Here is a 25494-nt window from a genome sequence, read left to right on the forward strand (position 1 = left end):
TGACAAAGGCATAAAAATCCGGAAAGGGGGCGATCGAAAACCGGTTTGAGGTATAATTTGAATTTCCCGCACGTGCCGTCCGGCACATCTCAGCAATGACCAAGTTTGTATTCGTCACTGGCGGCGTTGTTTCATCCCTCGGTAAAGGGATTGCAGCCGCTTCTCTCGCGGCGATCCTCGAATCGCGCGGCATCAAAGTCACTCTCATCAAGCTCGATCCCTACATCAATGTGGATCCCGGCACGATGAGTCCATTCCAGCACGGCGAAGTGTTCGTCACCGACGACGGTGCCGAGACCGACCTCGACCTCGGACACTATGAGCGCTTCATCACCGCCAGGATGAAGAAGCTCAACAATTTCACCACCGGCCAGATTTACGAGTCCGTGATCCGCAAGGAGCGTCGCGGCGAGTATCTCGGCAAAACGGTGCAGGTGATTCCGCACATCACCAATGAAATCCAGGATTACATTCATCGCGGCGCGGAAGGTTTCGAGGTCGCGCTGGTTGAAATCGGCGGCACCGTCGGCGACATCGAGTCGCTGCCCTTCCTCGAGGCAGCACGTCAGCTGAGCCTGCGCGCCGGCCGCAACGAGACCGCGTTCGTGCACCTGACGCTGGTGCCGTACATCGCATCCGCCGGCGAGCTCAAGACCAAGCCGACCCAGCACAGCGTCCAGAAATTGCGTGAAATCGGTATTTCGCCGGATGCGCTGCTGTGCCGTGCCGATCGTCCCATTCCGGACGACGAGCGCGCCAAGATTTCGCTGTTCTCCAATGTGCCGGAAGAGGCCGTCATCTCCGTCTGGGATGCTGACACGATCTACAAGATTCCCCAGATGTTGCACGACCAGGGGCTCGACAAGATCATCTGCGACAAGCTCGGCCTGTCGCCGAAGCCTGCCGACCTGTCGGTCTGGAACAAGCTGGTGTATGCCCTGGAACATCCGAAGGCGGAAGTCACCATCGGCATGGTCGGCAAATATGTCGACCTGACCGAGTCCTACAAATCGCTGACGGAAGCGCTGCGTCACGCCGGCATTCATACCGAAAGCCGCGTCAATATCGAATACATCGATTCTGAAGAAATCGAAGCAAACGGCGTCGGCAATCTCGCGAAATATGATGCGATCCTGGTACCGGGCGGCTTCGGCAAGCGCGGCGTGGAAGGCAAGATCGCTGCCGCGCGTTATGCGCGCGAGAACAAGATTCCCTACCTCGGCATCTGCCTTGGCATGCAAGTCGCGCTGATTGAATATGCGCGCAACAAGGCCGGGCTGGCAAGCGCCAATTCGACCGAATTCGATACCGAAACAGTGCATCCCGTGGTCGCATTGATCACGGAATGGCAAAACCACGACGGCAAGATCGAAAAGCGCGATGTCAACTCCGACCTCGGCGGCACCATGCGTCTTGGCGCGCAGACCTGCGCGGTGAAACCCGGTACGCTTGCCGCGGAGATCTATGGCGACAAGGTTACGGAACGCCATCGCCACCGCTACGAAGCGAACAACCACTACCTCGGTCGCGTCGAAGAAGCGGGCTTGGTTGTTTCCGCACGTACACCGACCGAAGGGCTGTGCGAGATCATGGAATTGCCGCGCTCGGGCGAGAATGCGCATCCGTGGTTCGTCGGCGTGCAATACCATCCCGAATTCAAATCGACCCCGCGTGACGGCCATCCCTTGTTCATTTCCTTCATCAAGGCTGCGCTTGCGCACAAGCGGGCGGCGTCCGAGAGGAAAGCAGCATGAGGTTGTGCGGTTTTGAAGCCGGGCTCGACCGGCCGTTCTTCCTGATTGCCGGTCCCTGCGTGATCGAGTCGCCGCAAATGGCACTCGATACCGCCGGCCGGCTGAAGGAAATGACGACGGAACTGGGCATTCCGTTCATCTACAAGTCATCGTTCGACAAGGCCAATCGCTCGTCGGGCACGTCATTCCGAGGCCTTGGCATGGATAAGGGCCTGGAAATCCTGGCGCAAGTGAAGAAGCAGATCGGCGTGCCGGTTTTGACCGACGTGCACGAAATCTACGAAATCAAGCCAGTCGCGGCAGTCGTCGACGTGCTGCAAACGCCCGCATTCCTGTGCCGCCAGACCGATTTCATCCGTGCCTGCGCGCAGTCGGGCAAACCGGTCAATATCAAGAAGGGCCAGTTCCTCGCACCGGGCGACATGAAGAATGTCATCGACAAGGCACGTGAGGCCGCGCGTGAAGCAGGGTTGGAGCAGGACAACTTCATGGCCTGCGAACGCGGCGTCTCGTTCGGTTACAACAATCTCGTGTCAGACATGCGCTCGCTGGCGATCATGCGCGAGACTGGGTGCCCGGTCGTGTTCGATGCAACCCATTCGGTACAGTTGCCGGGCGGGCAGGGTACCTCATCGGGTGGCCAACGCGAATTCGTGCCGGTGCTGGCCCGTGCGGCCGTCGCCGTCGGTATTTCCGGCCTGTTCATGGAAACCCATCCGAATCCGGCCGAAGCAAAGTCCGACGGCCCCAATGCGGTTCCGCTCGGGCGCATGAAGGAACTGCTGTCTACGCTGATTGAACTCGATCGCGCGGTGAAAAAGGCAGGCTTCCTGGAAACCGATTTTTCTTGATCGGTCTTGCGGTATTCGGGTGTGCGCGACACACCCTCCATGATAATGATGCTGAATCGGTGCGCGCGATCGGTGCGCGTTACGCCTACGGAATTTTCTTTTAATTTGGGGGATTTGAATGAGTGCCATCGTTGATATCATCGGCCGTGAAGTGATTGACTCGCGCGGCAATCCGACCGTCGAATGCGACGTGCTGCTGGAATCCGGCGTCATGGGTCGCGCCGCCGTGCCCTCGGGCGCGTCCACCGGCTCGCGCGAAGCGATCGAGCTGCGTGACGGCGACAAGAGCCGCTACCTCGGCAAGGGCGTGCTCAAGGCCTGCGAAAACATCAATACCGAAATTTCCGAAGCCATCATGGGCCTCGATGCCAACGAGCAAGCCTTCCTCGACCGCACCCTGATCGACCTTGACGGCACCGACAACAAGGCACGCCTCGGCGCAAATGCCACGCTGGCGGTGTCGATGGCGGTCGCCAAGGCTGCTGCCGAGGAATCCGGCCTGCCGCTGTACCGCTACTTTGGCGGTTCCGGCGCCATGCAGATGCCGGTACCGATGATGAACGTCATCAATGGCGGCGCGCATGCCGACAACAATCTCGACCTGCAGGAATTCATGATCATCCCGGTGGGCGCACCGAGCTTCCGTGAAGCGATCCGCTACGGCGCTGAAGTGTTCCACACGCTGAAGAAGATCCTGCACGACAAGAAGCTCACCACCGCAGTGGGCGACGAAGGCGGCTTTGCGCCGTCCGTCGACAACCATGAAGCTGCCATCAAGCTGATCCTGCAAGCCATCGAGCAGGCCGGCTACGAGCCGGGCACGCAGATCGCGCTCGGCCTCGACTGCGCCGCCTCGGAGTTCTACAAGGATGGCAAGTACCACCTGGATGGCGAAGGCCTGGTGCTGACCTCGGGCGATTTCACCAACCTGCTGTCGACCTGGTGCGACAAGTACCCGATCATCTCGATCGAGGACGGCATGGCGGAAAACGACTGGGAAGGCTGGGCGACGCTGACCAATGCGCTGGGCAAGAAGGTACAGCTGGTGGGCGACGACCTGTTCGTGACCAATACCAAGATCCTGCGCGAAGGCATTCAGAAGAACATCGCCAACTCGATCCTCATCAAGATCAACCAGATCGGCACGCTGACGGAAACCTTCGCAGCGATCGAGATGGCCAAGCGCGCCGGCTACACCGCCGTGATTTCGCACCGTTCGGGCGAGACCGAGGATGCGACGATTGCCGACATCGCGGTGGGCACCAACGCCTTGCAGATCAAGACCGGTTCGATGTCGCGCTCGGACCGCATGGCCAAGTACAACCAGTTGCTGCGCATCGAGGAAGACCTGGGCGACATCGCCAGCTACCCCGGCCGTAGCGCGTTCTACAACCTGCGCTAAGGTCAACGAAAAATTTGGGGGCGAAAGCCCCCAAATTCGTAGAGAATACCGGGATGCGCCTGATCACTCTCAGCCTTGCCGTTTTGCTTCTGTTGATCCAGTACCCCTTGTGGCTGGGCAAAGGCGGTTGGCTACGCGTGTGGGATCTCGACAATCAGGTGGTCGCCGCGCGAAAGAAGAATGAGGATCTAAAGGCGCGCAATGCCAAGCTCAATTCGGAAGTGAACGATTTACGCGAAGGGACCGGCGCCGTCGAGGAACGTGCCCGCTATGAACTGGGCATGATCAAGGATGGTGAAATCTTCATCCAGATCCTGGAACCCAGCGGAAAGCCGGTCGCTTCTTCCTCCCAACCCAAGCAGAAACAGGAGTGACATCCGGGGCGAGCCGCAGCCCGCTCCACGCTGACAGCTCAATGTCTGATCGTTCCCGCCTGCTGAATTGCGTCGCTCGTGTTTTCAATCGCGAACAGCTGCGCGCAATCCACCTTGTCGAATTCGTAATGCTGACCGCAAAAGTCGCAATTGATCGACAACTTCCCGAGTTCATCCAGCGCTGAATCGACCTCCGGCTTGCCAAGCATCTTGAGCATGTTGGCGACCTTCTCGCGCGTGCAACTGCAGTGGAAGCTCGGATGCCGCGGCTCGAATATGCGTATCGTCTCTTCCCAGAACAGGCGGCGCATCAGGGTATTGATGTCGGTCGACAGCAATTCTTCCTGGCGCACCGTCGATGCCAATGCCACGGTGCGATCCCATGCATCCGCGTCTTCCGTCGCAGCGACGCCAAGGCCGCCCTCGTTTGGCAGTTTTTGCAGGAGCAGGCCGCGCGACACCCTGGTGTCTGCGGCGAGCCAGAGCTTGGTATCGAGCTGCTCGGAGCGCAGCATGTAGTTTTCAATCACCGCCGCGACCGAGTCGCCGTCCAGCGGGACAATGCCCTGGTATGGCTGTTGGCCCGGCATTTTATCCATCGGGTCGAGCGTGATCACGAAGCGACCGCGACCATGGATATTCACCAGTTGCGTGAGTCCCGCATCGTCCGGGATTTCCACCTCATGCCCCAGCTTTGCCGTCGCCCGCAGGCGCAGGTCCGAATCGCACTCGACCACCAGCAGTTTTACCGGACCGTCGCCATGCATTTGCATTACGATCATGCCGTTGAATTTCAGATTGGCGGATAGGAGTGCGGCAGCGGCCAGCATCTCGCCCAGCAGCGTCCTGACAGCAGCCGGGTAGTCGCGGCGCGCCTGCACCTGAGCCCAAGTGTCGGAAATCTCGACCAGCTCGCCGCGCACGGCGGAGTTTTCAAAAATAAAGCGTTGTAACGTATCCATCATGTTGAGCTTTGCAAAACAGAGTAGCGGCCAGCAAAGCCCGGCCCTCAGCCCTGACCCCCTCATTTGCATAGGAGAGGGGAATAATGAGACGGGAACGGTCGAGCCATCCCCTGAAAATCAGCGGTCGATCCGTTTCAGCTCACGCTTGAACAGTTGACCGCGCTTGACGTAATTCGCCGTATTGCCTTGCGTGCGGGCGATATCCTCTGCGCTCAAGGTACGCACCACCTTTGCCGGCGAACCGATAATCAGCGAGTTGTCCGGAAATTCCTTGCCTTCCGTGACCAGTGCGCCGGCGCCGACCAGACAGTTCTTGCCGATCTTCGCGCCGTTCAGGATGACCGCCTGAATGCCGATCAGCGAGCCCTCGCCGATTGTGCAGCCATGCAACATGGCCTGATGTCCGACGGTCACGTTCTTGCCGATGGTGAGCGGGTAACCCGGATCAGTATGCAGGACGCAAGCTTCCTGGACGTTGCTGTTTTCCCCCACAGTGATCAACTCATTGTCGCCGCGGATCGTCACGTTGAACCAGACGCTCGCATTCGCTTCGATTCGTACCTTGCCGATAACGTTCGCCGAATCGCTTACATAAGCGGAGGCATCGACTTCGGGGACCTGTTCGCCTAATTGGTAGATGGCCATGGATTTCCGTAAAATAATCTGATCGTGGTCGAAACCGCCATTTTACCGCCGCCGGCATGAACCCATCTTCAGATCCGAATTCCCTTGCCCAAATGACAGAGTTGCGCGGCGCTGCCTTGCACTGGCTCTGCGCGGCCGACCCGACAAGCAAGGCACAGGGCGTCCAAACCTTGCTGGAAGAATGGCACGGCGGCGCTGTGCGTCTTGATGCAAGCCGCACTCTGATCCCGCAGTATCCGGTACCGGGGCGTCCTGTCCGCCCGGAGCTTGTCCCGCCCCTGTCGGTCAAGCATCGCTCCATGCGTACGATCGAGGGCCGAGCGGCAATGGTCCATGCGCTGGCGCATATCGAGTTCAACGCAATCAATCTGGCGCTCGATGCCATCTGGCGATTCAACGGCATGCCGGCTGACTATTATGCTGACTGGTTGAAGGTGGCCGCAGAAGAGGCGGTGCATTTCTCCCTGTTGGCGGATCACTTGCGGGTTCTGGGCTACGCCTACGGAGATTTCCCGGCGCACAACAGCTTGTGGGACATGGCCGAAAAAACGAGCGGCGATGTGCTGGCGCGTATCGCACTGGTTCCGCGCACCATGGAAGCGCGCGGGCTTGACGCCTCGCCGCCGGTCCGGGCGAAGCTGGCGCAGGCCGGCGATCTTGCCGCTGCTGAAATTCTCGACATCATCCTGCGTGATGAAATCGGCCACGTCGCCATTGGCAATCGCTGGTTTGGCTGGCTATGCGCTTCGCGCGGGTTCGACCCGATCGCAAGCTATGCCGGACTTGCGGCGCAATACCGGGCACCGGCCTTGCGCGGGCCATTCAACCTGGAAGCGAGGAAGGCCGCTGGTTTCAGCGATGCAGAATTGAGTCTGCTGGGTTGATGATGTCCAGAGTGCGTATGATGGACGTGTCTCGTTACGAAATTTCCAGCGCGCAATGACTTTGGAACCTTCAGCCTTTGCAACCAGTCTTTATTCATGTGACATTTGTCTCTTGGCATTAATGAAGGGAATCGTTTCCAGCGAGGAATCGAGATGCGCCTCGCTCTAACGCAGCCAAGCGGTCGTGATCTGCATAGGGAAGGAGTGATACAGATGAAGAATCCAATGAAATCCGTGGCGACCTTGATGGCAATCGGGGTGCCGGTGCTCAGTCTATCCGCATGCCAGAAAAAAGAGGTTGCCGAGGAAAAAGGACCGGCCGAGAAAGCCGGCGAGCAAATCGATCAAGCGACTGCTCGCGCCGGAACTGAACTCAGCAAGGCAACCGAGAAAGCCGGACAAGCCATGCAGCAACTCGGGCAGAAGCTGCAAAGCGAAGCGCAGGACATGCAGAAGGCACAGGACGGACAGGATAAACAGAAGAAAGAATAGTCTTCTGTTCCGTCGCTCCAGCGAAACTTGCCGCCACCGGCCAAAGCAAGCCGGGACGGCGCCGCGTTGCCCACTGCGGTAACACCTCCCAATAACACTCGGATTCGCATCCCGGCATGAATGTGCCGGGCGCGTCTTCGCGCCTGATTTCGAAAGAGATGTCATGGAGAAAAAACGCATAACATTGGCGCTGCAAGGTGGCGGGTCGCACGGCGCATTCACCTGGGGTGTACTTGATCGCCTGCTGGAAGACGAGCGCATCGAAATCGAGGGTATCAGCGGGGCGAGCGCCGGTGCGATGAATGCCGTCGTTCTTGCACATGGGCTCACCACGGGCGGGCGGGTCGGCGCGCGGCAGGCGTTGAAGGAATTCTGGGGAAGCGTCGCCAGAAGCGCGCCTTTCAGCGCCAGCACGGAAAGCATTGCCGCGCCCGCCAGCCTCGCGGCGCAATCCGATATTCCCGCTGCCTACAAGGCGCTCATGCCCTTGCTGCGGTTTTTTTCGCCGTACCAGCTCAATCCTTTCGACATCAATCCGCTACGCGACATTCTCGCCAGACAAATCGATTTCGAACGACTGCGCGCGGAATGCAGGACGCGGCTATTCATTGCAACCACGCAGGTTAGCGCCGGTACCCTGAAACTGTTTCGCAACAAGCAACTGACGCTCGATGTGTTGCTGGCATCGGCGTGCCTGCCCCTGCTGCACAGGGCAGTGGAAATCGATGGCGAGGCTTATTGGGATGGCGGTCTGACCGCGAACCCGCCGCTGTTCCCGCTGGTGCACAAGTGCACGTCGCGCGACATCATGGTGGTATTGCTGCACCCGCAACCGCATAGCCGAACGCCGATCACGGCCGACGACATCTGGCACAGACTCACGGAAATGGGCTTCAGCTCGACCTTTTTTACCGAGCTGCAGGGATTGATGCTCGCGCAGCGCGAGGCCCGGCGCAGCTGGATTTCATTCGGCCGGCTGGAGCGCAGGCTGCGTCAGCTCAACATGCACAGGATCGAATCCCGGGAGCTGATGAGCCAGTTGGGTCGCCACAGCAAGCTCAACGCGCATCCGGCTTTCATCAATGGCTTGCATGACGAGGGCCGGGCGCGCGCCGGAGAATGGCTTGAGGAGAATTTCCAGCAACTCGGCGTGCGCTCTTCATTCAGGTTGGCACGCCTGTTCGGCTAAGGAAACTTACTGTCCGCTTGCCGACCGTTCTTGCTCCTTTAGTCGCAGGACACGTCGCTGGACCTTTCCGGTAGTTGTCATCGGCAATTCGGCGATGAATTCAATTTCCTTCGGATATTCGTAAGGCGCGAGCTTGCCGCGCACATGCGTTTGCAGCTCGGCGATCAGTTTCTCGTCGGCTTCCTTGCTGCGCTCGATATCCGGCGTGAGCACGACGAAGGCCTTGACGATGTTGCCGCGTTCAGGATCCGGCTTGGGCACGACGGCGACATTGGCGACGGCAGGGTGCTTGACCAGGCAGTTTTCAATCTCGGACGGACCAATGCGATAGCCGGCAGCCTTGAACATGTCGTCGGCACGACCCTGATACCAGAGATAGCCATCCTCGTCGACGGACGCCAGGTCGCCAGTGCGGCACCAGTCGCCGCTGTACTTGCCGCGCGTGGCTTCCGGGTTTTTCCAGTATTCGATGAAAAAGATCGGATCGGGATCGCCGTGAATGTCGGTACGGTTGAGGGCGACTTCGCCGGTCTCGCCGACTTTGACGGGCTTGCCTTCATCATCGATGACCGCCACGCGATGGCCGGGATAGGGGCGTCCCATGCTGCCAGGCTTCGCCGGCCAGCGTTGCGCACTGTTGCCGACGATGTAGTTCATCTCCGTCTGGCCGAACATTTCGTTGGGCGTGACGCCAAGCGCCGACTGGCACCAGTTGAATACCGTATCGCCAACCGCCTCGCCCGCGCTCATGATCGCGCGCAGCCTGAGTGCATACTTCTCGCGCGGCGCCGGGCAGGCTTTCATCATCATTTTCAGCGCGGTCGGAAACAGGAAGGTATTCGTCACGCCGTATTTCTCAAGGAGATAAAACGCGGTATCCGGCGAGAAGCGTCCCCGATAGCCGACGATCGACTTGCCGAAATACAGTGTCGGCAGCAGGACGTCCCACAATCCGCCGGTCCAGGCCCAGTCGGCTGGCGACCAGAACACGTCGCCATCCTGCGGGAACCAGTTTTGCGAGGCGACAAAACCGGTCAGGTTGCCGATGATGGCCGATTGCGGGATCAAGGCGCCTTTCGGTGCGCCTGTGGTGCCGCTGGTATAAATGAGGACGGCAGGGTCGGTGGCAAGCGTGCGCACCGGGTCGAAATCGGTGCCGGCGCGTGCGAGTTCATTGTGCCAGTCAAACGCATCCACTGCCTCGCAATCAATCGCGACGACGTGCTGCAATGCCGGGCAGCTGGCGCGGATTTCCTGCAGGTTCTGGTGGCCGGCCTGGTCCACGATGGCGACACCTGCTTCGCTGTTTTGCAGGCGGTATTCCAAGGCTTCAGGGCCAAACAGGATGGACAGCGGCATGGCGATTGCGCCAAGACGATAGCATGCCATATGGACAATCGCGGTTTCGGGGCGCTGCGGGAGCACGATGGCCACGCGATCGCCTTTTTTCACGCCGAGTGCGCGCAGCACATTGGCCAGCCGGTTTGCCTGTTCATGCAGCGCCGCGTAGGTCAGGGTAGAGGTCTCTCCCGACTCATCCTCGTGATAGATTGCGATACGTGCCGGGTCTGTCGCCCAGCGCGCGCAACAAACTTCAGCGATATTCAGTTCAGTGGGAACACTCCAGCGGAACTCGTTGTAAAGAACATCGTAGTCATCCGGCTGGGAAGTGCGTTCAGCAGAAGTCATGGCCTCTCCAGTATAATTATCGAACGGTCGTGCTATAAATCTGTCGCTTCTGAAGCTGCCTATTATGCCGATTTATTCGAAAACCTCCTTTGACCCGGCTTACCAGACATGAAATTTCCTCGTTCCGAATTCATCCCTGTTCGCGGGCTCCAGTACCATGTGCATCACTGGGGCAATGAAGATGCGCCCAAGTTGTTCATGGTGCACGGCTGGATGGATGTTTCCGCTTCCTTCCAGTTTGTGGTCGACTGCCTGAAGCGTGACTGGCACGTCATTGCGCCGGATTGGCGCGGTTTTGGTCTGACCAAGAATCCGGGTGTGGATTCCTACTGGTTCGCAGATTATCTCGGCGATCTGGATGCGATTCTCAACCACTATTCCCCGGATGCCCCGGTCGATTTGCTCGGTCACAGCATGGGCGGCAATGTGGTGTGCATCTATTCCGGCGTGCGTCCCGAACGCATCAGGAAGCTGATCAACCTAGAGGGATTCGGCTTGCCGTCCACGCATCCGGAGCAAGCTCCCAAACGGTACGCAAAATGGCTGGACGAGTTGCGCGATCCGCCCGGCATGCGCGCGTATCCGACTCAGGCCGAGGTTGCCGCACGACTCCAAAAAACCAATCCGCGCCTGACCAATGAGCGGGCGGCTTTCCTGGCCGGACATTGGTCCGCGCAGAATGCGCGCGGCGAATGGGAAATCCTGGGCGATCCCGCCCATAAGCTCAGCAGCCCGATTCTGTATCGCGTGGATGAAGTGCTGGCCTGCTGGCAGGCGATCACGGCGCCGGTTTTGTGGGTCGAAGCGGACGACACCGAAGCGTGGCGCTGGATGGGACCAAAGGAAAAGGCGCGTATCGAGATTGATCGCCGGATCAAGTTCATTCCGAATGTCACTACGGCGATGATCAATGATGCCGGACATATGCTGCATCATGACCAGCCGCAGGCGCTGGCGACCTTGATCGAGCAGTTTCTGGACTGACAGCGCAAGAGACGGCACCGCTTATGCAGGCGGTGCGCGGCAGGGAAGGGCTGGTCGGCGTACAATGATCGATGTCTCATTGCGGGCTTTGTACTCTTTCTTCATGCTGAACGTCGATCTTCATTGTCATTCCAGGGTTTCCGACGGTGCGCTTACGCCATCGGATGTTGCCGCTCGCGCCAAGGCCGGCGGTGTCGACGTCTGGGCGCTGACCGATCACGACGAAATAGATGGTATTCCGGAAGCGCGCGAGGCGGCAAAAGCGCTCGGCATGCACTATGTCACGGGTGTCGAGATCTCGGTCACCTGGGCTGCGCGCACCGTGCATATCGTCGGCCTGAGATTCGATGAAAAAAATCGGGATCTGGCCGCGGGTTTGAAGAACACGCGTTCAGGACGCGAGCGACGCGCTCGTGAAATGGCGGCCCAGCTTGCCGAAGCCGGAATTCCGCATGCATTTGAAGGCGCGCTCAAATACGTCGGCAACCCCGACCTGATCTCCCGCACGCATTTCGCACGCTACATCGTCGAGCTGGGCGTCTGCAAGGATGTCAGCGAAGTCTTCGGCAACTACCTGATCGACGGCAAGCCGGGCTTTGTGCCGCATCGCTGGGCCACACTGAAGAACGCGGTGGACTGGATTCGTGGGGCCGGCGGCATCGCGGTGGTCGCCCATCCCGGCCGTTACGACTTCGACGATCTGGAACTGGACGTATTTTTGTCGGAATTCAAGCGCCATGGCGGCGTCGGCGTGGAAGTGGTGACAGGCAGCCACACGGAAGAAGAATATGCACGCTTTGCCACAGTTGCAAAGAACTACAACTTGCTTGCGTCGCGGGGATCGGATTTCCATGGGCCTGGCGAATCACATACCGAACTCGGCGCGCTGCCGCCGTTGCCTGCCTCCGTCGTGCCGGTCTGGCACGACTGGCGCCTGTAAGGCCGGGAGCGGCTGGTAACGGCCCGTTTCTGCGGCTACCATCACGACATCTTGAATTTCTAGCAAACAACCCTATCTATGCATCGCTTGAACCAGGAGACCCTTGAATGAAGCGAATCATACTTTTTCTTGCCACCAATCTTGCCGTCATGGTGGTCATGTCGGTTGTACTTTCCTTGCTGGGCGTAAACCGCTATCTCACCGCGAACGGGCTGAACCTCGGAAACCTGATGGTGTATTCGCTGGTGGTCGGTTTCACCGGTGCCTTCATTTCGCTGCTGATGAGCAAACAGATGGCGAAATGGTCAACCGGCGCGCACGTCATCGACGCACCGTCTTCATCAACCGAATTATGGCTGGTTGATACCGTCAAAAAACTGGCGGAACGTGCCGGCATCGCCATGCCAGAAGTTGCCGTCTACGAAGGTGAGCCGAATGCCTTTGCTACCGGCGCGTTCAAGAATTCCGCGCTGGTTGCCGTGTCGACCGGTTTGCTGGAAGGCATGACGAGAGATGAGGTGGAAGCCGTCTTGGGCCATGAGATCGCCCACGTCGCCAATGGCGACATGGTGACGCTGACCCTGATCCAGGGCGTGGTCAATACCTTTGTAGTCTTTCTTGCGCGTGTCGTCGGTTACATGATCGACAAGGCGGTGTTCCGTAATAACGACGATCGCGGCCCCGGCATAGGCTATTTCGTCACCGTATTTGCCTGTGAGATTGTATTCGGTATCCTGGCTTCGATCATCGTCGCCTGGTTCTCGCGCTACAGGGAATTTCGCGCGGATGCCGGTTCGGCGAAATTGCTCGGCACTCCCCAACCCATGGTCAAGGCATTGGCGCGCCTGGGCGGGCTGGAACCGCCGGAGCACATGCCGGAGGCCTTCAAATCGTTCGGCATCAACGGCGGCGGATCGGGGTTTGGAGCCCTGTTCGCGACCCATCCGCCGATCGAGGAGCGGATCGCCGCATTGCGTGGCACGCGCTGATTAACAAAAAGAACCGTAACGGCGGACGTCAGCGGACTTCCGCCGTTCTTTTATGAGCCAATTTTTTCAAATTCATCCCGACAATCCGCAACTGCGGCTGATCAAGCAGGCGGCGCAAATCATTCACAGCGGGGGCATCGTCGCCGTGCCGACCGATTCCTGCTATGCCCTTGTTTGCCACCTGGACGACAAGTCCGCGGTCGAACGTATCCGGCGTATCCGCGGCATCGACGACAAGCATCACCTGACGCTGTTGTGCCGCGACCTGAGCGAGATTGCGCAGTACGCGCGCGTCGATAACCGCCAATACCGCCTGCTCAAGACGGCGACTCCCGGCCCCTACACGTTCATCCTGGAGGCCACCAAGGAGGTGCCGCGCCGCCTGAGCCATCCGTCACGCAAGACCATCGGCCTGCGGGTTCCGGAGAATCAGATTGTCCAGGCCTTGCTGGAAGATCTCGGCCAGCCGCTACTGGGTACGACGCTGATCCTGCCGGGCGAAAACGAGCCTCTGACCGACCCCGAGGAAGTGCGTGATCAACTTGCGCGCCAGGTTGAGCTGGTGATCGATGGTGGCGCCTGCAGTCTGGTGCCCACCACCGTGATCGATCTTACGGCGGACGAGCCGGTCCTGCTGCGGCAAGGAAGCGGCGATCCAGCTCCATTCGGGCTGTAGTTTTCCTTGCCGGTCGCCCCTGATGCTTTGAGTAGGCGGACCGACTGGCCCGGACCGGCCTGTTCGCCATCGCAAAACAAGCACACTTCAGGCTTTTCCCGATCGCATCATTGGCCGTGGTGGCCCTCTGTTAGAATCTCACCCCATGGATGACCTAATTCAAACGATAGCAGTGTACGCACTGCCAGTGCTCTTTGCGATTACGCTGCACGAAGCTGCTCATGCCTACGCGGCACGCTATTTCGGCGACTCGACCGCCTACCTGCAGGGGCGCATGAGCCTGAATCCGCTCAAGCATATTGACCCCTTCGGCACGATTGTCATTCCGATCTTGTTGTATGTCGCCACCTCCGGAGCCTTTCTGTTCGGCTATGCCAAACCGGTTCCTATCGATTACGGCAACTTGCGCAAGCCCAAGCGCGATATGGCGTGGGTCGCGCTGGCAGGACCCGCATCCAATTTTGTCATGGCCTTGATATGGATGATATTTGCGATCGTTCTTGCCGTCACCGGTGTCGAAGAGGAGTTCTTCAGCCGCATGGCCCAGGCGGGCGTGTTGAGCAATCTGGTCATGCTGGCATTTAACCTGTTCCCGATCCCACCACTTGACGGCGGTCGCGTGCTGACCAGCATATTGCCGCATCGCTATGCGTATAAATTCGCGCAGATCGAGCCCTACGGTTTTTTCATCGTGATGGCACTGGTCATGCTGAAGGTGTTGTATTTCTGGATGGTGCCCGTCATGACCATTGCCCACGCAGCGCTAAAACTGATTCTTTCCCCACTGACCATTTTTCTGAGCTGAACCTCTATGTATCCCGATCGTGTTGTTTCCGGCATGCGTCCGACTGGTGCAATGCACCTTGGCCATTATCACGGCGCCCTCAAGAACTGGATCAAGATGCAATCCGAATTGCCTTGCCTGTTCTTTGTCGCCGACTGGCACGCGTTAACCACACATTACGACGACCCCAGCATTATCGAAACGAGTGTGTGGGACATGGTGGTCGACTGGCTCGCCGCCGGCATCGACCCGGCGCAGGCAACGCTGTTCATCCAGTCGCGCGTGCCGGAACATGCGGAACTGCATCTGCTGCTGTCGATGGCAACGCCGCTCGGCTGGCTGGAACGCGTGCCGACCTACAAGGACCAGCAGGAGAAACTCGCCGACCGCGATCTCGCCACCTACGGCTTTCTCGGCTATCCGCTGCTGCAGGCGGCTGACGTGCTGATTTATCGCGCGAGTCTGGTTCCCGTCGGCGAGGACCAGATCCCGCACATCGAAATGATGCGCGAACTGGCACGCCGCTTTAATCACCTGTACGGCAAGGAAAAGGGCTTCGAGGAAAAGGCGCAGGAAGCAGTCAAGAAGCTCGGCAGCAAGCGCGCACGCATTTATACGGAGTTGCGCACCGAGTTCCAGCAGCAGGGTAACGCGGACGCCCTGGCGCAAGCCAAGGCCATGCTCGACGAAGCGCAGAACCTGTCGATGATCGATCGCGAGCGCCTGTTCGGCTACCTGGAAGGCAGTCGCAAGCTGATCCTGGTCGAACCGCAGGCGCGTCTGACGGAAGCATCGCGTCTGCCCGGCCTGGATGGCCAGAAAATGTCGAAGAGCTATGGCAATGCCATCACGCTGCGCGAAGACAAGGAATCGGTCACCAAGAAAATCCGCACCATGCCCACTGATCCCGCACGCGTACGTCGCACCGATCCGGGCGATCCGGAAAAGTGCCCGGTCTGGCAGTTGCATCAGGTCTACTCCGACGACGAGACGAAAGACTGGGTCGTGAAGGGCTGCAAATCGGCCGGCATCGGTTGCCTCGAATGCAAGCAGCCTGTGGTCGATGCAATCCTCAAGGAACAGGAACCCATGCGCGAGCGTGCGCAGAAGTACCTCGACGATCCGTCTCTGGTGCGCGCCATCGTCGCCGATGGCTGCGACAAGGCGCGCAAGCTGGCGCAGGAAACCATGCGCGACGTGCGCGAGGCGATGGGCCTCAACTACAGCTAATTTCGGAAGCGGGCGCCAATTGCAAAAAACATCGCCGCCGCACGCCTCGCCGGATCAGCCTTCGGCCTGGGTGATGCGCTTTGCGCCGCTGATCCCGGAGGGCGAGGTGCTCGATCTGGCATGCGGGGGCGGGCGGCATGCGCGCCTGCTGGCTGGCTTGGGGCATGCGGTGCTGGCGATTGATCGGGATCCCGTCGCTCTCAAGCACGCCGCAGGGCCGCACATTACGACACAGCAGCTCGACCTTGAAGACGCGGGTTTTGCGTGGCCGTTCGCCGAGGAGCGTTTCGCCGGCATTGTAGTCACCAACTACCTCCACCGCCCGCTCTTTCCGCATATTTTCCGCAGTCTGGCGCCGGGTGGAATGCTCATCTACGAAACCTTCGCGCAAGGGAATGAGCATTTTGGCAAGCCTTCCAATTCCATGTTCCTGTTACAGCAGGGAGAACTGCTCGAGTTTGTCGCTGCGGAGCAGCGCTGCGCCTTGCGCGTCCTGGCCTTTGAAGACGGTTACCTCGAAAATCCGAGGCCGGCGATGGTTCAGCGGATATGCGCCATACGGGCGGAATCGGCCGTCGCCTCGGAGCGTTTGCGCCTGAATTGAAAGGCATGATTGCCCCACGGGAGCAGGCTATCCGCTACAATCATCGTTTTACCCTTTACCGAATAACATCATGATTCAGGGCAGCATTGTCGCAATCGTCACCCCCATGCACGCAGACGGCAGTCTCGACTTGCCTGGTTTGCGCAAACTGATCGACTGGCACATCGCCGAAGGCACCGACGGCATCGTCATCGTCGGAACGACCGGTGAGTCGCCTACGGTCTCCGTGGAAGAGCACTGCGAGTTGATCAAGGTCGCCGTCGAGCATACCGCGAAGCGCATTCCCATCATTGCCGGCACCGGCGGGAATTCGACCACGGAAGCGATCGAACTTACGCAGTATGCGAAGAACGTCGGCGCTGATGCCTCGCTCCTGGTCGTGCCTTACTACAATCGCCCGACGCAGGAAGGCATGTATCAGCACTTCAAGAAGATCGCTGAATCAGTCGATCTGCCGGCGATTCTTTACAATGTCCCCGGCCGCACTGTCGCCGACATGTCGAACGAAACCATCCTGCGACTGGCGCAGGTGCGTGGCATCATTGGCGTCAAGGACGCAACCGGCAACATCGCGCGCGGCAGCGATCTGATCCGCCTCGCGCCGAAATCCTTCTCGGTTTTCTCGGGCGACGATCCGACCGCGATGGCACTGATGTTCTGTGGCGCAAAGGGGAACATCTCCGTGACCGCCAATGTTGCGCCGCGCGGCATGCATGCACTGTGTGTCGCCGCAATGAGCGGCAAGGTCGCCGAAGCGGTTGCCATCAACAACAAACTGCTGCCTTTGCATAACAAGCTCTTCGTCGAACCGAATCCGGTGCCCGTGAAGTGGGCCATGGCCGAAATGGGTCTGATCCCGTCGGGGATTCGATTGCCGCTGGTGTCGCTCGGTACGGATCTCCACGAGACCGTACGCGCCGCGTTGCGCGAGTCCGGTGTATTACAATAAGCGCCGCTCCTGGTCCGGTAGATAAACAGAACCCATCTCATTCAGCATCGACATGACTATTCGCAAGAACGCACACTTGGCTCAACGTGGACTTATTTATGCACTGGCGCTGGCCGGTCTCGCCGGCTGCGGCTCGATAGACTCGGTGCTGGAACCGGATCGCGTGGATTACAAGAGTGCAGGGAAAGCGCCTTCCCTGGAAGTGCCTCCCGATTTGACCCAGTTGCAGCGCGAGAACCGTTATGCGATTCCGGAAGTCCGGGGCACTGCGACCGCGTCCGGCTACAACCTGCAGCAAGGCGTCAAGCCGACTTCGACCGCGGTCGTTGCTCCCAACGCGAACGCCGACGTGCACATCGAGCGCGCCGGCAATCAGCGTTGGCTCGTGGTCAAGCAGAGTCCTGAAGTGCTGTGGCCGCAGATCAAGGATTTCTGGCAGGATTCCGGTTTCCTCCTGACCATGGAATCGCCGCAGACCGGCGTCATGGAAACCGACTGGGCCGAGAATCGCGCCAAGATTCCGCAAGACTTCATTCGTAACGCGCTGGGCAAGGCGCTCGACTCGATGTACTCGACCGGCGAGCGTGACAAGTTCCGTACGCGGCTTGAACGCACGGCCAACGGCGGAACCGAAATTTATATCAGCCACCGCGGCATGCAGGAAGTCCTGGTCGGTCAGCAAAAAGACAGCACCATGTGGACGCCGCGTCCTTCCGACCCGGAACTTGAAGCTGAATTCCTGTCGAAGCTGATGGCGCGCCTCGGCGTGGAAAGCGTGAGGGCCAAGGAAACTGTCGTCAATGCCGGTGTACAACCGCTGCGCGCCAAGCTGGTCAAGGGCAGCAAGGGCGAATACGTTGAAGTGGATGAAGGCTTCGACCGCGCATGGCGCCGAGTCGGCCTGGCACTGGACCGCGTCGGATTCACGGTGGAAGACCGTGACCGCGCCCAGGGCGTCTACTACGTGCGCTATGTCGACCCTGAGAAAGACAAGGCGAAGGCATCCGAAAAGGGATTCTTCTCGCGACTGTTCACATTCGGTAGCGACGACAAGGCGAAGTCCGCTCTGCGCTATCGTGTTTCGGTCAAGGGAACAGGCGCGGTCAGCCAGGTCGCTGTCCTCGATAGCGAAGGCCGTGAAGATACGTCGCAAACCGCTGACAAGATTCTCTCTTTGCTGAACGAGCAACTCAAATAACTGAAGACGATTGAAATTTGCAAGTCTAGGAAGCGGCAGCGAGGGAAATGCGCTGCTGATTTCCGCCACATCGGGCCTAACCCGCACGACAGTCATGCTGGATTGCGGGTTTGCCATCAAGGAAACCGAGCGCCGTTTGCAGAAGTTGGATATGCTGCCGGCCGATCTCGCCGGTATTGTCGTCACGCATGAACACCAGGATCATGTCGGCGGCGTATTCAAATTCGCTCGTCGCCACCGATTGCCCGTGTGGCTCAGCTTCGGCACCTTTCAGGCGGTGCAAAGGGCGTGTGAGGGCGTTGACCTGCATTTTTGCCGCGACAGCGAGCGCTTGTCCATCGGCGACCTTGAGCTGATCCCCTACACTGTTCCGCATGATGCACGGGAACCAATACAGTATGTTGCCGGCGACGGCCGTTACAAGCTCGGTGTGTTGACTGATGCCGGGCAGTCCACGCCGCATCTGGTCGACGCGCTCGGCAAATGTGATGCTCTGATGCTGGAATGTAATCATGATCGCCAGATGCTGGCGAATTCGGCTTATCCGCCATCGCTCAGGCAGCGAATCGGCGGTGCGTTCGGGCATTTGTCGAACGATACCAGCGCTGAAATTCTTGCTGCCATCGACAGAACCCGCTTGAAGACGGTTGTCGGCGCCCATTTAAGTCAGCAAAACAATACACCGGAGCTGGCGCGCGCGGCCTTATGCAGCGTAGTCGATGCAGCGCAAGTAAGGATCGCTTGTCAGGAAGAGGGATTTGATTGGATCGATTTAAATATGTGATCGCTTTCGCTCGCCGACCGGCCCGTCGAAACGAAAAAAAGCCGACCCGAGGGTCGGCTTTTGTACAAGCAATCGAAGATTACTTGGAAGCAGATGCGCTGGCAGCAGCAGCCGGAGCGGCTTCAGCGGAAGCAGCCGGAGCAGCAGCAGCCGGAGCAGCAGCGTCAGCGGAAGCAGCCGGGGCAGCAGCAGCCGGAGCGGCTTCAGCGGAAGCGGCCGGAGCAGCAGCAGCCGGAGCAGCAGGAGCTTCAGCAGCAGGAGCCGGTGCCGGAGCAGCAGCTTCTTCTTTTTTACCGCAAGCAGCCAGAGCAACAGCCAACAGGGAAGCGATCAGCAGAGTCTTTTTCATGGATTATTTCCTTCAAAGATTATTATCAAAAATCAAATCATGCGATGAATAATTACCGGTAATTATCGCTCTATAGGGGTTTTCGCAGGCTTTACGCATTAAATGCTGCATCGCCACACATTGAAAACTTCCTAACTCACAATTATAACGGGTTTTTTTACAACAAGACATATCGCTTTTTCTTTTTAGTAAGCGCTTTGTAAGCGGGCAACATGTTTAATTATTATTTTGTCCGAGCTCGATCCATCCGTCCTCGTACCAGGTGTGAAGGGCCTCCCGCACGTCTTGCGACACGGCGGCCACTTCGGTATTGCTGAGCTTGCGCGCGTTCGCGAGAGATGCGAGCGCTATCTTGTCTTCACGACGAACGGTGAATGATTCCCCGTTGATAAATACGTACTTGCCTCGATACAACATTCTTGTCTTTCGGGACAGGAAAACGCCTCGCTTGGAAGCGGCTTGTGCGAAGCGGTGCAAGGAGAGGGGCCGCGCCGGCGGCTCGAAAAAGACATTTGGTTTCGGTTCCGACAGATACTCTCCGAGAAAGATGGCGATGTCGCTTTCGTGGAAACGGATCTTGGCGATTTCATCTGTGACATGGTGCAGCATGGCGCTGCTGATTTCCGCAGGGTGTTTGCTTGGTGCCAAATCGGGGTCGGCGTAGCGGCCGGGCAGTTCAATCGAATCGGCCATGAATTGCAGGAAGGCCTCGCCAAGCTCTTGATAAGCGGGGGCACGAAAGCCGACCGAATAGGTCATGCATTCGCCGACGGCAATCCCGTCATGCGCATAGTGGGGCGGCAAATAAAGCATGTCGCCCGGTTCCAGCACGAACTCCTGCTCGGCCTGAAAATTCTTCAGGATTTTCAGCGGCATACCTTCCACAAGAGACAGATCCTTTTGCGCGCCGATGCACCAGCGTCGTTGCCCATGTGCCTGCAACAGGAACACATCATAGGAGTCGAAATGCGGACCCACGCCGCCAGTATCGGTGGCGTAGCTGATCATCAGGTCATCGAGCCGCGCATCCGGAATGAAACGGAATTGCTGCATGAGTGCATCTGCCGCGTCGTGATGCAAATTGACCCCTTGAACCAGCAGAGTCCAGGATTTTTTCCTGAACGAAGGAATCCTGTCGAACGGCCCCTTGTGCATTTCCCAGTGTGCGTCGAAGTGGGAAATCAGGCGCGACTCCACATCGTCCTGTGCGGCGAGTTCACAGAGTTCCTCCCGCGTCATGATCGGTTTGAAGCCGGGGAAAGCCTGGCGAATCAACAGAGGTTTCTTGTGCCAGTAGTCGCGCAGGAACTGTTGCGGCGAGAGGCCGCCGAGAAGCGAGGTGTTTTTCATAGATCCGGATTATATAGGCATGCCTATTGCTGAGAAGCCAAGGGCTTGTGCTGCCGGGTATAATCGCGTGAACATCTTTTTGAAAGGTTTGGCCATGAAGATTGCCAAGAATACGGTAGTGACAGTGCACTACAAATTGTCGGATGCGCAGGGCAATCTGATTGAGGAAAGCAGAGAGCCGATGGTCTATCTGCACGGTGGTTACGAGAATACCCTGCCGAAGATCGAAGAGGCTCTGGAAGGGAAGGATGCCGGTTATGAAACCACCATCCAGGTCGAACCTGATGATGCGTTCGGTGAATACGACCCGAGCCTGATCAAGATCGAGCCGCGCAATCGACTGCCGGAGCCGATTGAAGTCGGTATGCAGTTCGAGGGCACGCCGGATGGCGGAGAGGATGGCGACGAGCCGCTTATTTTCACGGTGACGGATATCGCGGACGACAAGGTTGTCCTGGATGGAAATCACCCTCTGGCCGGCATGGCGCTGCGCTTTACCCTGAATGTCGCAGAGGTGCGCACGGCTTCCGACGAGGAAATCGCACATCAGCATGTGCACGGCGAACACGGTCATCACCACGGCGACGTTGAGGATGACGAAGGCGATGAGGGCGATCAGTTCCGCAGTTATCCGCTGCAATAAGAACGAAGACCTCTCGTCTTGCGCGTAGTGCAGGTATTACAAAGCCTGAGTGAATACTACATGCAGACGTTAGGGGTTTCGGCTGCGGCAGGCGCCGGATGTCGGGCGCCTTGTCCCGCCATCATTCGTCGCTTCTAGGCTGCGGTACATAGTCTTTTCGCCGGTCTCAGTGATGATTGTTCCTTGCCTGTGCGGGCTCGACGGCCACAGAGAACAATGTAGGGGCGGATTGGTTGACGGAGAGTTTGACCCAGCCCGGCCCGACCGCCAGTTCGCCGAGCTTGCCTTGCCAGTTGATGCGCCTCGAAGAGGTGGGGGCAGCAGGTGCGCCGTGAATGACAAGGACTTTCCCCGTAAACTGCGCCGCGAGGCTGCCGATCTGGCGCCTCATCTCTGCAAATCCGTCACGCTTGCGCCCCGACACGCCCGGTTTGGCGAGCAGGTTGCCATCGCAGAACAGTACGATTCCATTGAGCTCGTCGCGTGCGGCATGCATGAAGATGCGTTGCAGCCAGTCGCGATTGGCCACCAGCCGATCTTCGAATTCGCCATTACGCCCTGCATCGAAGACAAAGTGGTTGTTGTTGGCAGGCAAGTTAAGGGTGGCAAACATGATGCCGCCGATTTCCCAGCGCGCATTTTCCGGGAAGTTGCGAAACTTGGCGGTTGTCGATTGGCGAATGACCGGAATCCGGCTTTCGCCTAACGAGAACTCGTCGCTGAAGAACAAATCGCGCAGGCGATTCAATTTCCCGTTCGCCACCGATCTGCCGTTTTCATTTTTGCACTCGGCCCAATCGCTTGCGGCGAGTGATACGATCAACCCGTTTTTTGCCGTTTGCAAAAGGGATTTTTTCTGACCGTACACTGTGTCGGTGCACGCCTCATCGACTGCCTTGATGCCATTGGCAACGACAAAGGCGAGGTTTTCGGCGTCGGTTGATTCAATCGCATTGCGCAATGCGGCGTCATCCGAGGATGGTTTGTGCGGATGTGAAATTACCGCGAAACTGAATTCCTCCGGATCGGCGGCGAATGCGCAAGCCTGCGCCAAGGCGGCGCATACCAACACGGACTGCAGCACGATTCTTCTCATTGTTGTTTGGCAGCCAGATTCTTCAACCGATACAGCACATCCAGCGCTTCACGCGGAGAAAGCGCGTCCGGATCGGTTTCGGCCAGCACTTCCATCACTGCTGTGACCTCGATCGAGTTCTCCGGTTCTGGTATATCGGGTGACTCTTGGATTTCCGCAATGCTGTTCGCAAACAAGTCGAATTGAGGCGTTGCCTGCACCGAGTGGGCTTCCAGCGCGGCCAGATGTTTGCGCGCTGCCCTGATGACCGGCTGCGGCACGCCTGCCAGCTGAGCGACCTGCAGGCCGTAACTCTGTGAGGCGGGGCCTGGCTGGACTGCGTGCAGGAAAACGATGCTGTCCTTGTGCTCAACGGCGGAAAGGTGAACATTCGCGGCCGCAGCATGGGTTTCGGGCAGCTGAGTGAGCTCGAAGTAATGCGTCGCGAACAGCGTGAAGCTGCGTGTCGTTTCGAGCAAATGCCGCGCGATCGCCCAGGCCAATGCCAATCCGTCAAAGGTCGACGTGCCGCGGCCCACTTCGTCCATCAGCACGAGCGAGTGCTCCGTGGCGCCATTCAGAATCGCTGCCGACTCGGTCATCTCCACCATGAAGGTCGAACGGCCGCCGGCCAGGTCATCGGCCGCGCCGATGCGGGTGAAGATGCGATCGATCGGTCCAATTGTTGCGCGGCTGGCCGGAACAAAACTGCCGACATAGGCGAGCAGCGTAATCAGCGCCACCTGACGCATGTAGGTCGATTTGCCGCCCATGTTCGGGCCGGTAATCAGGAGAAGCTTGCGCTCGCTGTGCAATTCGCAATCGTTGGCGATGAAGCGTTCAATCTGGTTTTCCACGACAGGATGGCGACCCTGTTCGATCTGAATGGTCGGTTCGTTGACAAGCTGCGGTGCGCACCAGTTGTTACGCATCGCATGATCGGCAAGTGCTACCAGCGTATCCAGCTCTGCCAATGCGTGTGCGATGCCTTGCAAGGTACCGATATGCGGCGCAAGGTCATTCAGCAGTTTTTCGTAAAGGTATTTTTCGCGCGCCAGTGCGCGCTCCTGCGCCGACAAAGCCTTGTCTTCGAAAGCCTTCAGCTCGGGCGTGATATAGCGTTCGGCATTCTTCAGGGTTTGCCGGCGGCGGTAATCGTCCGGGACCTTGTCCGTCTGCCCGTGCGTGACTTCGATATAGAAACCATGCACCTTGTTGAATTCCACCCGCAGGTTGGAGATGCCGGTGCGTGCCCGCTCGCGCGTTTCGAGGTCGACGAGGAACTGGCCGGCGTTTTCCGAGAGTGCGCGCAGTTCGTCAAGTTCAGCGTCGAATCCGCGTGCAATGACGCCACCATCCCGCACCATCGCCGCCGGCTCCAGGGAGATGCCGCGTTCGATCAGGTCTAGGCATTCCGACGGTGTCGCCAGCGCATCCTGAATCGATCTCAGCAAGGGCGCATCCGCGTCCTTGTTGCACATGGCAACATACGCACGCAGCGACGGCAATTGCTGCAATCCGCTGCGCAAGCCAGCCAGGTCGCGCGGGCGCGCGGAGAGCAGCGCGATGCGTGTGGTGATCCGTTCAATGTCGGGAACAGCCGCCAAGGTAGCTGACAGACCCGACGATGCGTCGGCGCGCATCAATGCATTGAGTGCTGCATGGCGCGACTTGGCGATTGTCTGATCACGTCTGGCGTGGTGCAACCAATGACGCAACAGGCGCGAACCCATCGCGGTCCGGCAGTGATCAAGCTGAGAGAACAGCGTCGGGGAGGCTGCGGAACCATCCTGCCCGCGTATCGTCTCGGTGAGTTCGAGGTTGCGGCGCGTCGGGGCGTCCAGGCCGATGAATTCGTTTTCCGATTCGACCGTCAGCGTCCGCACATGCTGCAGACCCTTGCCCTGGGTGGACTGTGCGTACCGGAGCAGTGCGCCCGCCGCGCCGACGGCGGCAGTCAAGCCGTCCGCGCCGAATCCCGAAAGCGTTGCCACGGCAAGCTGTTCCAGCAAGGCCTTTTTGCCCGAGGTCGAGTCGAAATGCCAGGAGGGTACGGAAGTGAATTTGCCCGCGATGCCCTGCATTGTGATGAGTCCGATCTCGTCGGCCAGCAGGATCTCCGCCGGCGCGACGCGCTCCAGTTCCTGTCGCAGGCGAACCTCGAAGGATTTTGCATCACCGGAAAATTCCATCATTCGCAGCGCGCCACTGGCCATGGACAGCCATGCCAATCCTGCTGTCACGGTCTTGCGTTGCGTCACGGTGCATAGCGCCAGCAGTGGCCGGTCCGATTTTTCGGGAAGCAGATCGGAATCGGTCAGAGTGCCGGGCGTGACAACGCGCACAACCTTTCTTTCTACCGGTCCCTTGCTGGTAGCAGGATCGCCGATTTGTTCGCAGATTGCGACCGATTCGCCAAGCTTGATCAGTTTCGCCAGGTATTGTTCGACCGAGTGGAAGGGTACGCCGGCCATCTTGATCGGCGATCCGTTGGAGGCGCCGCGCTGGGTCAGGGTAATCCCCAGCATGCGCGCGGCCCTTTCGGCGTCATCGAAAAACAGCTCGTAGAAATCGCCCATCCGGTAAAACACGAGTGTGTCCGGATGATCGGCTTTGATGCGCAGATACTGCTGCATCATGGGTGTGTGTTTTTCCAGGTCGTTCATGAAACGCAATGCTGAATCTGCTCAATGG

At 58.8% G+C, this 25494-nt stretch carries 25 protein-coding genes; 18 read left to right on the forward strand and 7 right to left on the reverse strand.

What is annotated here, in order from left to right:
- Positions 1-95 precede the first annotated feature (95 nt).
- From VJ651_RS14900 to ftsB, 4 genes are all read left to right on the forward strand, one after another.
- Positions 96-1754, forward strand: a complete 1659-nt coding sequence (locus VJ651_RS14900; RefSeq protein WP_324108210.1) for a CTP synthase — start codon at positions 96-98, stop codon at positions 1752-1754.
- The gene (kdsA, locus tag VJ651_RS14905) at positions 1751-2605 is read left to right on the forward strand and encodes a 3-deoxy-8-phosphooctulonate synthase (protein ID WP_324108211.1); all 855 of its coding nucleotides are present in this window, start codon (positions 1751-1753) and stop codon (positions 2603-2605) included. Before VJ651_RS14900 ends, kdsA begins: the two co-directional genes overlap by 4 nt.
- Before the next feature lie 118 nt (positions 2606-2723).
- Entirely contained in the window at positions 2724-4007 is a 1284-nt protein-coding gene (eno, locus tag VJ651_RS14910) for a phosphopyruvate hydratase (RefSeq protein ID WP_136415373.1), read from the forward strand.
- 53 nt (positions 4008-4060) lie between these two features.
- Positions 4061-4381, forward strand: a complete 321-nt coding sequence (ftsB, locus tag VJ651_RS14915) for a cell division protein FtsB (protein WP_324108212.1) — start codon at positions 4061-4063, stop codon at positions 4379-4381.
- Positions 4382-4419: 38 nt separating this feature from the next.
- On the opposite strand, the gene hslO is transcribed toward ftsB, so the two are convergent.
- Both hslO and VJ651_RS14925 read right to left on the reverse strand, forming a co-directional pair.
- On the reverse strand, positions 4420-5346 hold the full coding sequence (gene hslO / locus VJ651_RS14920) for an Hsp33 family molecular chaperone HslO (protein WP_324108213.1): 927 nt from the start codon (positions 5344-5346) through the stop codon (positions 4420-4422).
- Between the two features lie 117 nt (positions 5347-5463).
- Positions 5464-5991, reverse strand: a complete 528-nt coding sequence (locus VJ651_RS14925; RefSeq protein ID WP_324108214.1) for a gamma carbonic anhydrase family protein — start codon at positions 5989-5991, stop codon at positions 5464-5466.
- 56 nt (positions 5992-6047) lie between these two features.
- Between VJ651_RS14925 and VJ651_RS14930 the strand changes: the two genes are divergently transcribed.
- The 3 genes from VJ651_RS14930 (at position 6048) to VJ651_RS14940 (ending at position 8556) form a co-directional block, all read left to right on the forward strand.
- Positions 6048-6875: a ferritin-like domain-containing protein gene (locus tag VJ651_RS14930; protein ID WP_324108215.1), complete on the forward strand. Its 828-nt coding sequence runs from the start codon at positions 6048-6050 to the stop codon at positions 6873-6875.
- Between the two features lie 105 nt (positions 6876-6980).
- Positions 6981-7367, forward strand: a complete 387-nt coding sequence (locus VJ651_RS14935; protein ID WP_324108216.1) for a hypothetical protein — start codon at positions 6981-6983, stop codon at positions 7365-7367.
- 163 nt (positions 7368-7530) lie between these two features.
- On the forward strand, positions 7531-8556 hold the full coding sequence (locus tag VJ651_RS14940) for a patatin-like phospholipase family protein (protein ID WP_324108217.1): 1026 nt from the start codon (positions 7531-7533) through the stop codon (positions 8554-8556).
- A gap of 6 nt (positions 8557-8562) precedes the next feature.
- Here the strand turns inward: VJ651_RS14940 and VJ651_RS14945 are convergent, their stop codons facing one another.
- Positions 8563-10245, reverse strand: coding sequence for an acyl-CoA synthetase (locus VJ651_RS14945; protein WP_324108218.1), 1683 nt, complete (start codon positions 10243-10245; stop codon positions 8563-8565).
- Positions 10246-10353: 108 nt separating this feature from the next.
- On the opposite strand from VJ651_RS14945, the gene VJ651_RS14950 reads away from it, so the two are divergent.
- The 10 genes from VJ651_RS14950 to VJ651_RS14995 all read left to right on the forward strand — a co-directional run bounded on the left by VJ651_RS14950 (position 10354) and on the right by VJ651_RS14995 (position 19383).
- Complete coding sequence (locus VJ651_RS14950; protein ID WP_324108219.1) at positions 10354-11229, forward strand: alpha/beta hydrolase; 876 nt, start codon at positions 10354-10356, stop codon at positions 11227-11229.
- 103 nt (positions 11230-11332) lie between these two features.
- Positions 11333-12169, forward strand: coding sequence for a 3',5'-nucleoside bisphosphate phosphatase (locus tag VJ651_RS14955; RefSeq protein WP_324108287.1), 837 nt, complete (start codon positions 11333-11335; stop codon positions 12167-12169).
- Between the two features lie 107 nt (positions 12170-12276).
- Entirely contained in the window at positions 12277-13158 is an 882-nt protein-coding gene (htpX, locus tag VJ651_RS14960; protein ID WP_324108220.1) for a protease HtpX, read from the forward strand.
- Positions 13159-13210: 52 nt separating this feature from the next.
- Positions 13211-13834: an L-threonylcarbamoyladenylate synthase gene (locus VJ651_RS14965; RefSeq protein WP_324108221.1), complete on the forward strand. Its 624-nt coding sequence runs from the start codon at positions 13211-13213 to the stop codon at positions 13832-13834.
- A 145-nt stretch (positions 13835-13979) separates the two neighbouring features.
- Positions 13980-14639 (forward strand): site-2 protease family protein, encoded by a 660-nt coding sequence (locus VJ651_RS14970; protein WP_324108222.1) that lies wholly within the window; start codon positions 13980-13982, stop codon positions 14637-14639.
- Between the two features lie 6 nt (positions 14640-14645).
- A complete protein-coding gene (locus VJ651_RS14975) occupies positions 14646-15848 on the forward strand; it encodes a tryptophan--tRNA ligase (RefSeq protein WP_324108223.1) in 1203 nt (400 codons plus the stop codon).
- Positions 15849-15867: 19 nt separating this feature from the next.
- A complete protein-coding gene (locus VJ651_RS14980; RefSeq protein WP_324108224.1) occupies positions 15868-16452 on the forward strand; it encodes a class I SAM-dependent methyltransferase in 585 nt (194 codons plus the stop codon).
- Between the two features lie 70 nt (positions 16453-16522).
- Entirely contained in the window at positions 16523-17401 is an 879-nt protein-coding gene (gene dapA, locus VJ651_RS14985; RefSeq protein ID WP_324108225.1) for a 4-hydroxy-tetrahydrodipicolinate synthase, read from the forward strand.
- 52 nt (positions 17402-17453) lie between these two features.
- Positions 17454-18599 (forward strand): outer membrane protein assembly factor BamC, encoded by a 1146-nt coding sequence (gene bamC / locus VJ651_RS14990; protein WP_324108226.1) that lies wholly within the window; start codon positions 17454-17456, stop codon positions 18597-18599.
- Positions 18600-18609: 10 nt separating this feature from the next.
- Complete coding sequence (locus VJ651_RS14995; RefSeq protein WP_324108227.1) at positions 18610-19383, forward strand: MBL fold metallo-hydrolase; 774 nt, start codon at positions 18610-18612, stop codon at positions 19381-19383.
- Between the two features lie 79 nt (positions 19384-19462).
- Here VJ651_RS14995 and VJ651_RS15000 read toward each other — a convergent pair whose 3' ends face one another.
- A complete protein-coding gene (locus VJ651_RS15000; protein WP_324108228.1) occupies positions 19463-19732 on the reverse strand; it encodes a hypothetical protein in 270 nt (89 codons plus the stop codon).
- Between the two features lie 216 nt (positions 19733-19948).
- Complete coding sequence (locus VJ651_RS15005; protein ID WP_324108229.1) at positions 19949-21082, reverse strand: cupin domain-containing protein; 1134 nt, start codon at positions 21080-21082, stop codon at positions 19949-19951.
- Between the two features lie 94 nt (positions 21083-21176).
- Between VJ651_RS15005 and VJ651_RS15010 the strand changes: the two genes are divergently transcribed.
- Complete coding sequence (locus tag VJ651_RS15010; RefSeq protein WP_136415408.1) at positions 21177-21725, forward strand: FKBP-type peptidyl-prolyl cis-trans isomerase; 549 nt, start codon at positions 21177-21179, stop codon at positions 21723-21725.
- Between the two features lie 166 nt (positions 21726-21891).
- Here VJ651_RS15010 and VJ651_RS15015 read toward each other — a convergent pair whose 3' ends face one another.
- Both VJ651_RS15015 and mutS read right to left on the reverse strand, forming a co-directional pair.
- Positions 21892-22593: a hypothetical protein gene (locus VJ651_RS15015; RefSeq protein WP_324108230.1), complete on the reverse strand. Its 702-nt coding sequence runs from the start codon at positions 22591-22593 to the stop codon at positions 21892-21894.
- A gap of 224 nt (positions 22594-22817) precedes the next feature.
- Entirely contained in the window at positions 22818-25466 is a 2649-nt protein-coding gene (gene mutS, locus VJ651_RS15020; protein WP_324108231.1) for a DNA mismatch repair protein MutS, read from the reverse strand.
- Between the last annotated feature and the right edge of the window lie 28 nt (positions 25467-25494).

The organism is Noviherbaspirillum sp., from assembly GCF_035254865.1.
Taxonomy (GTDB): Bacteria; Pseudomonadota; Gammaproteobacteria; order Burkholderiales; family Burkholderiaceae_D; genus Noviherbaspirillum.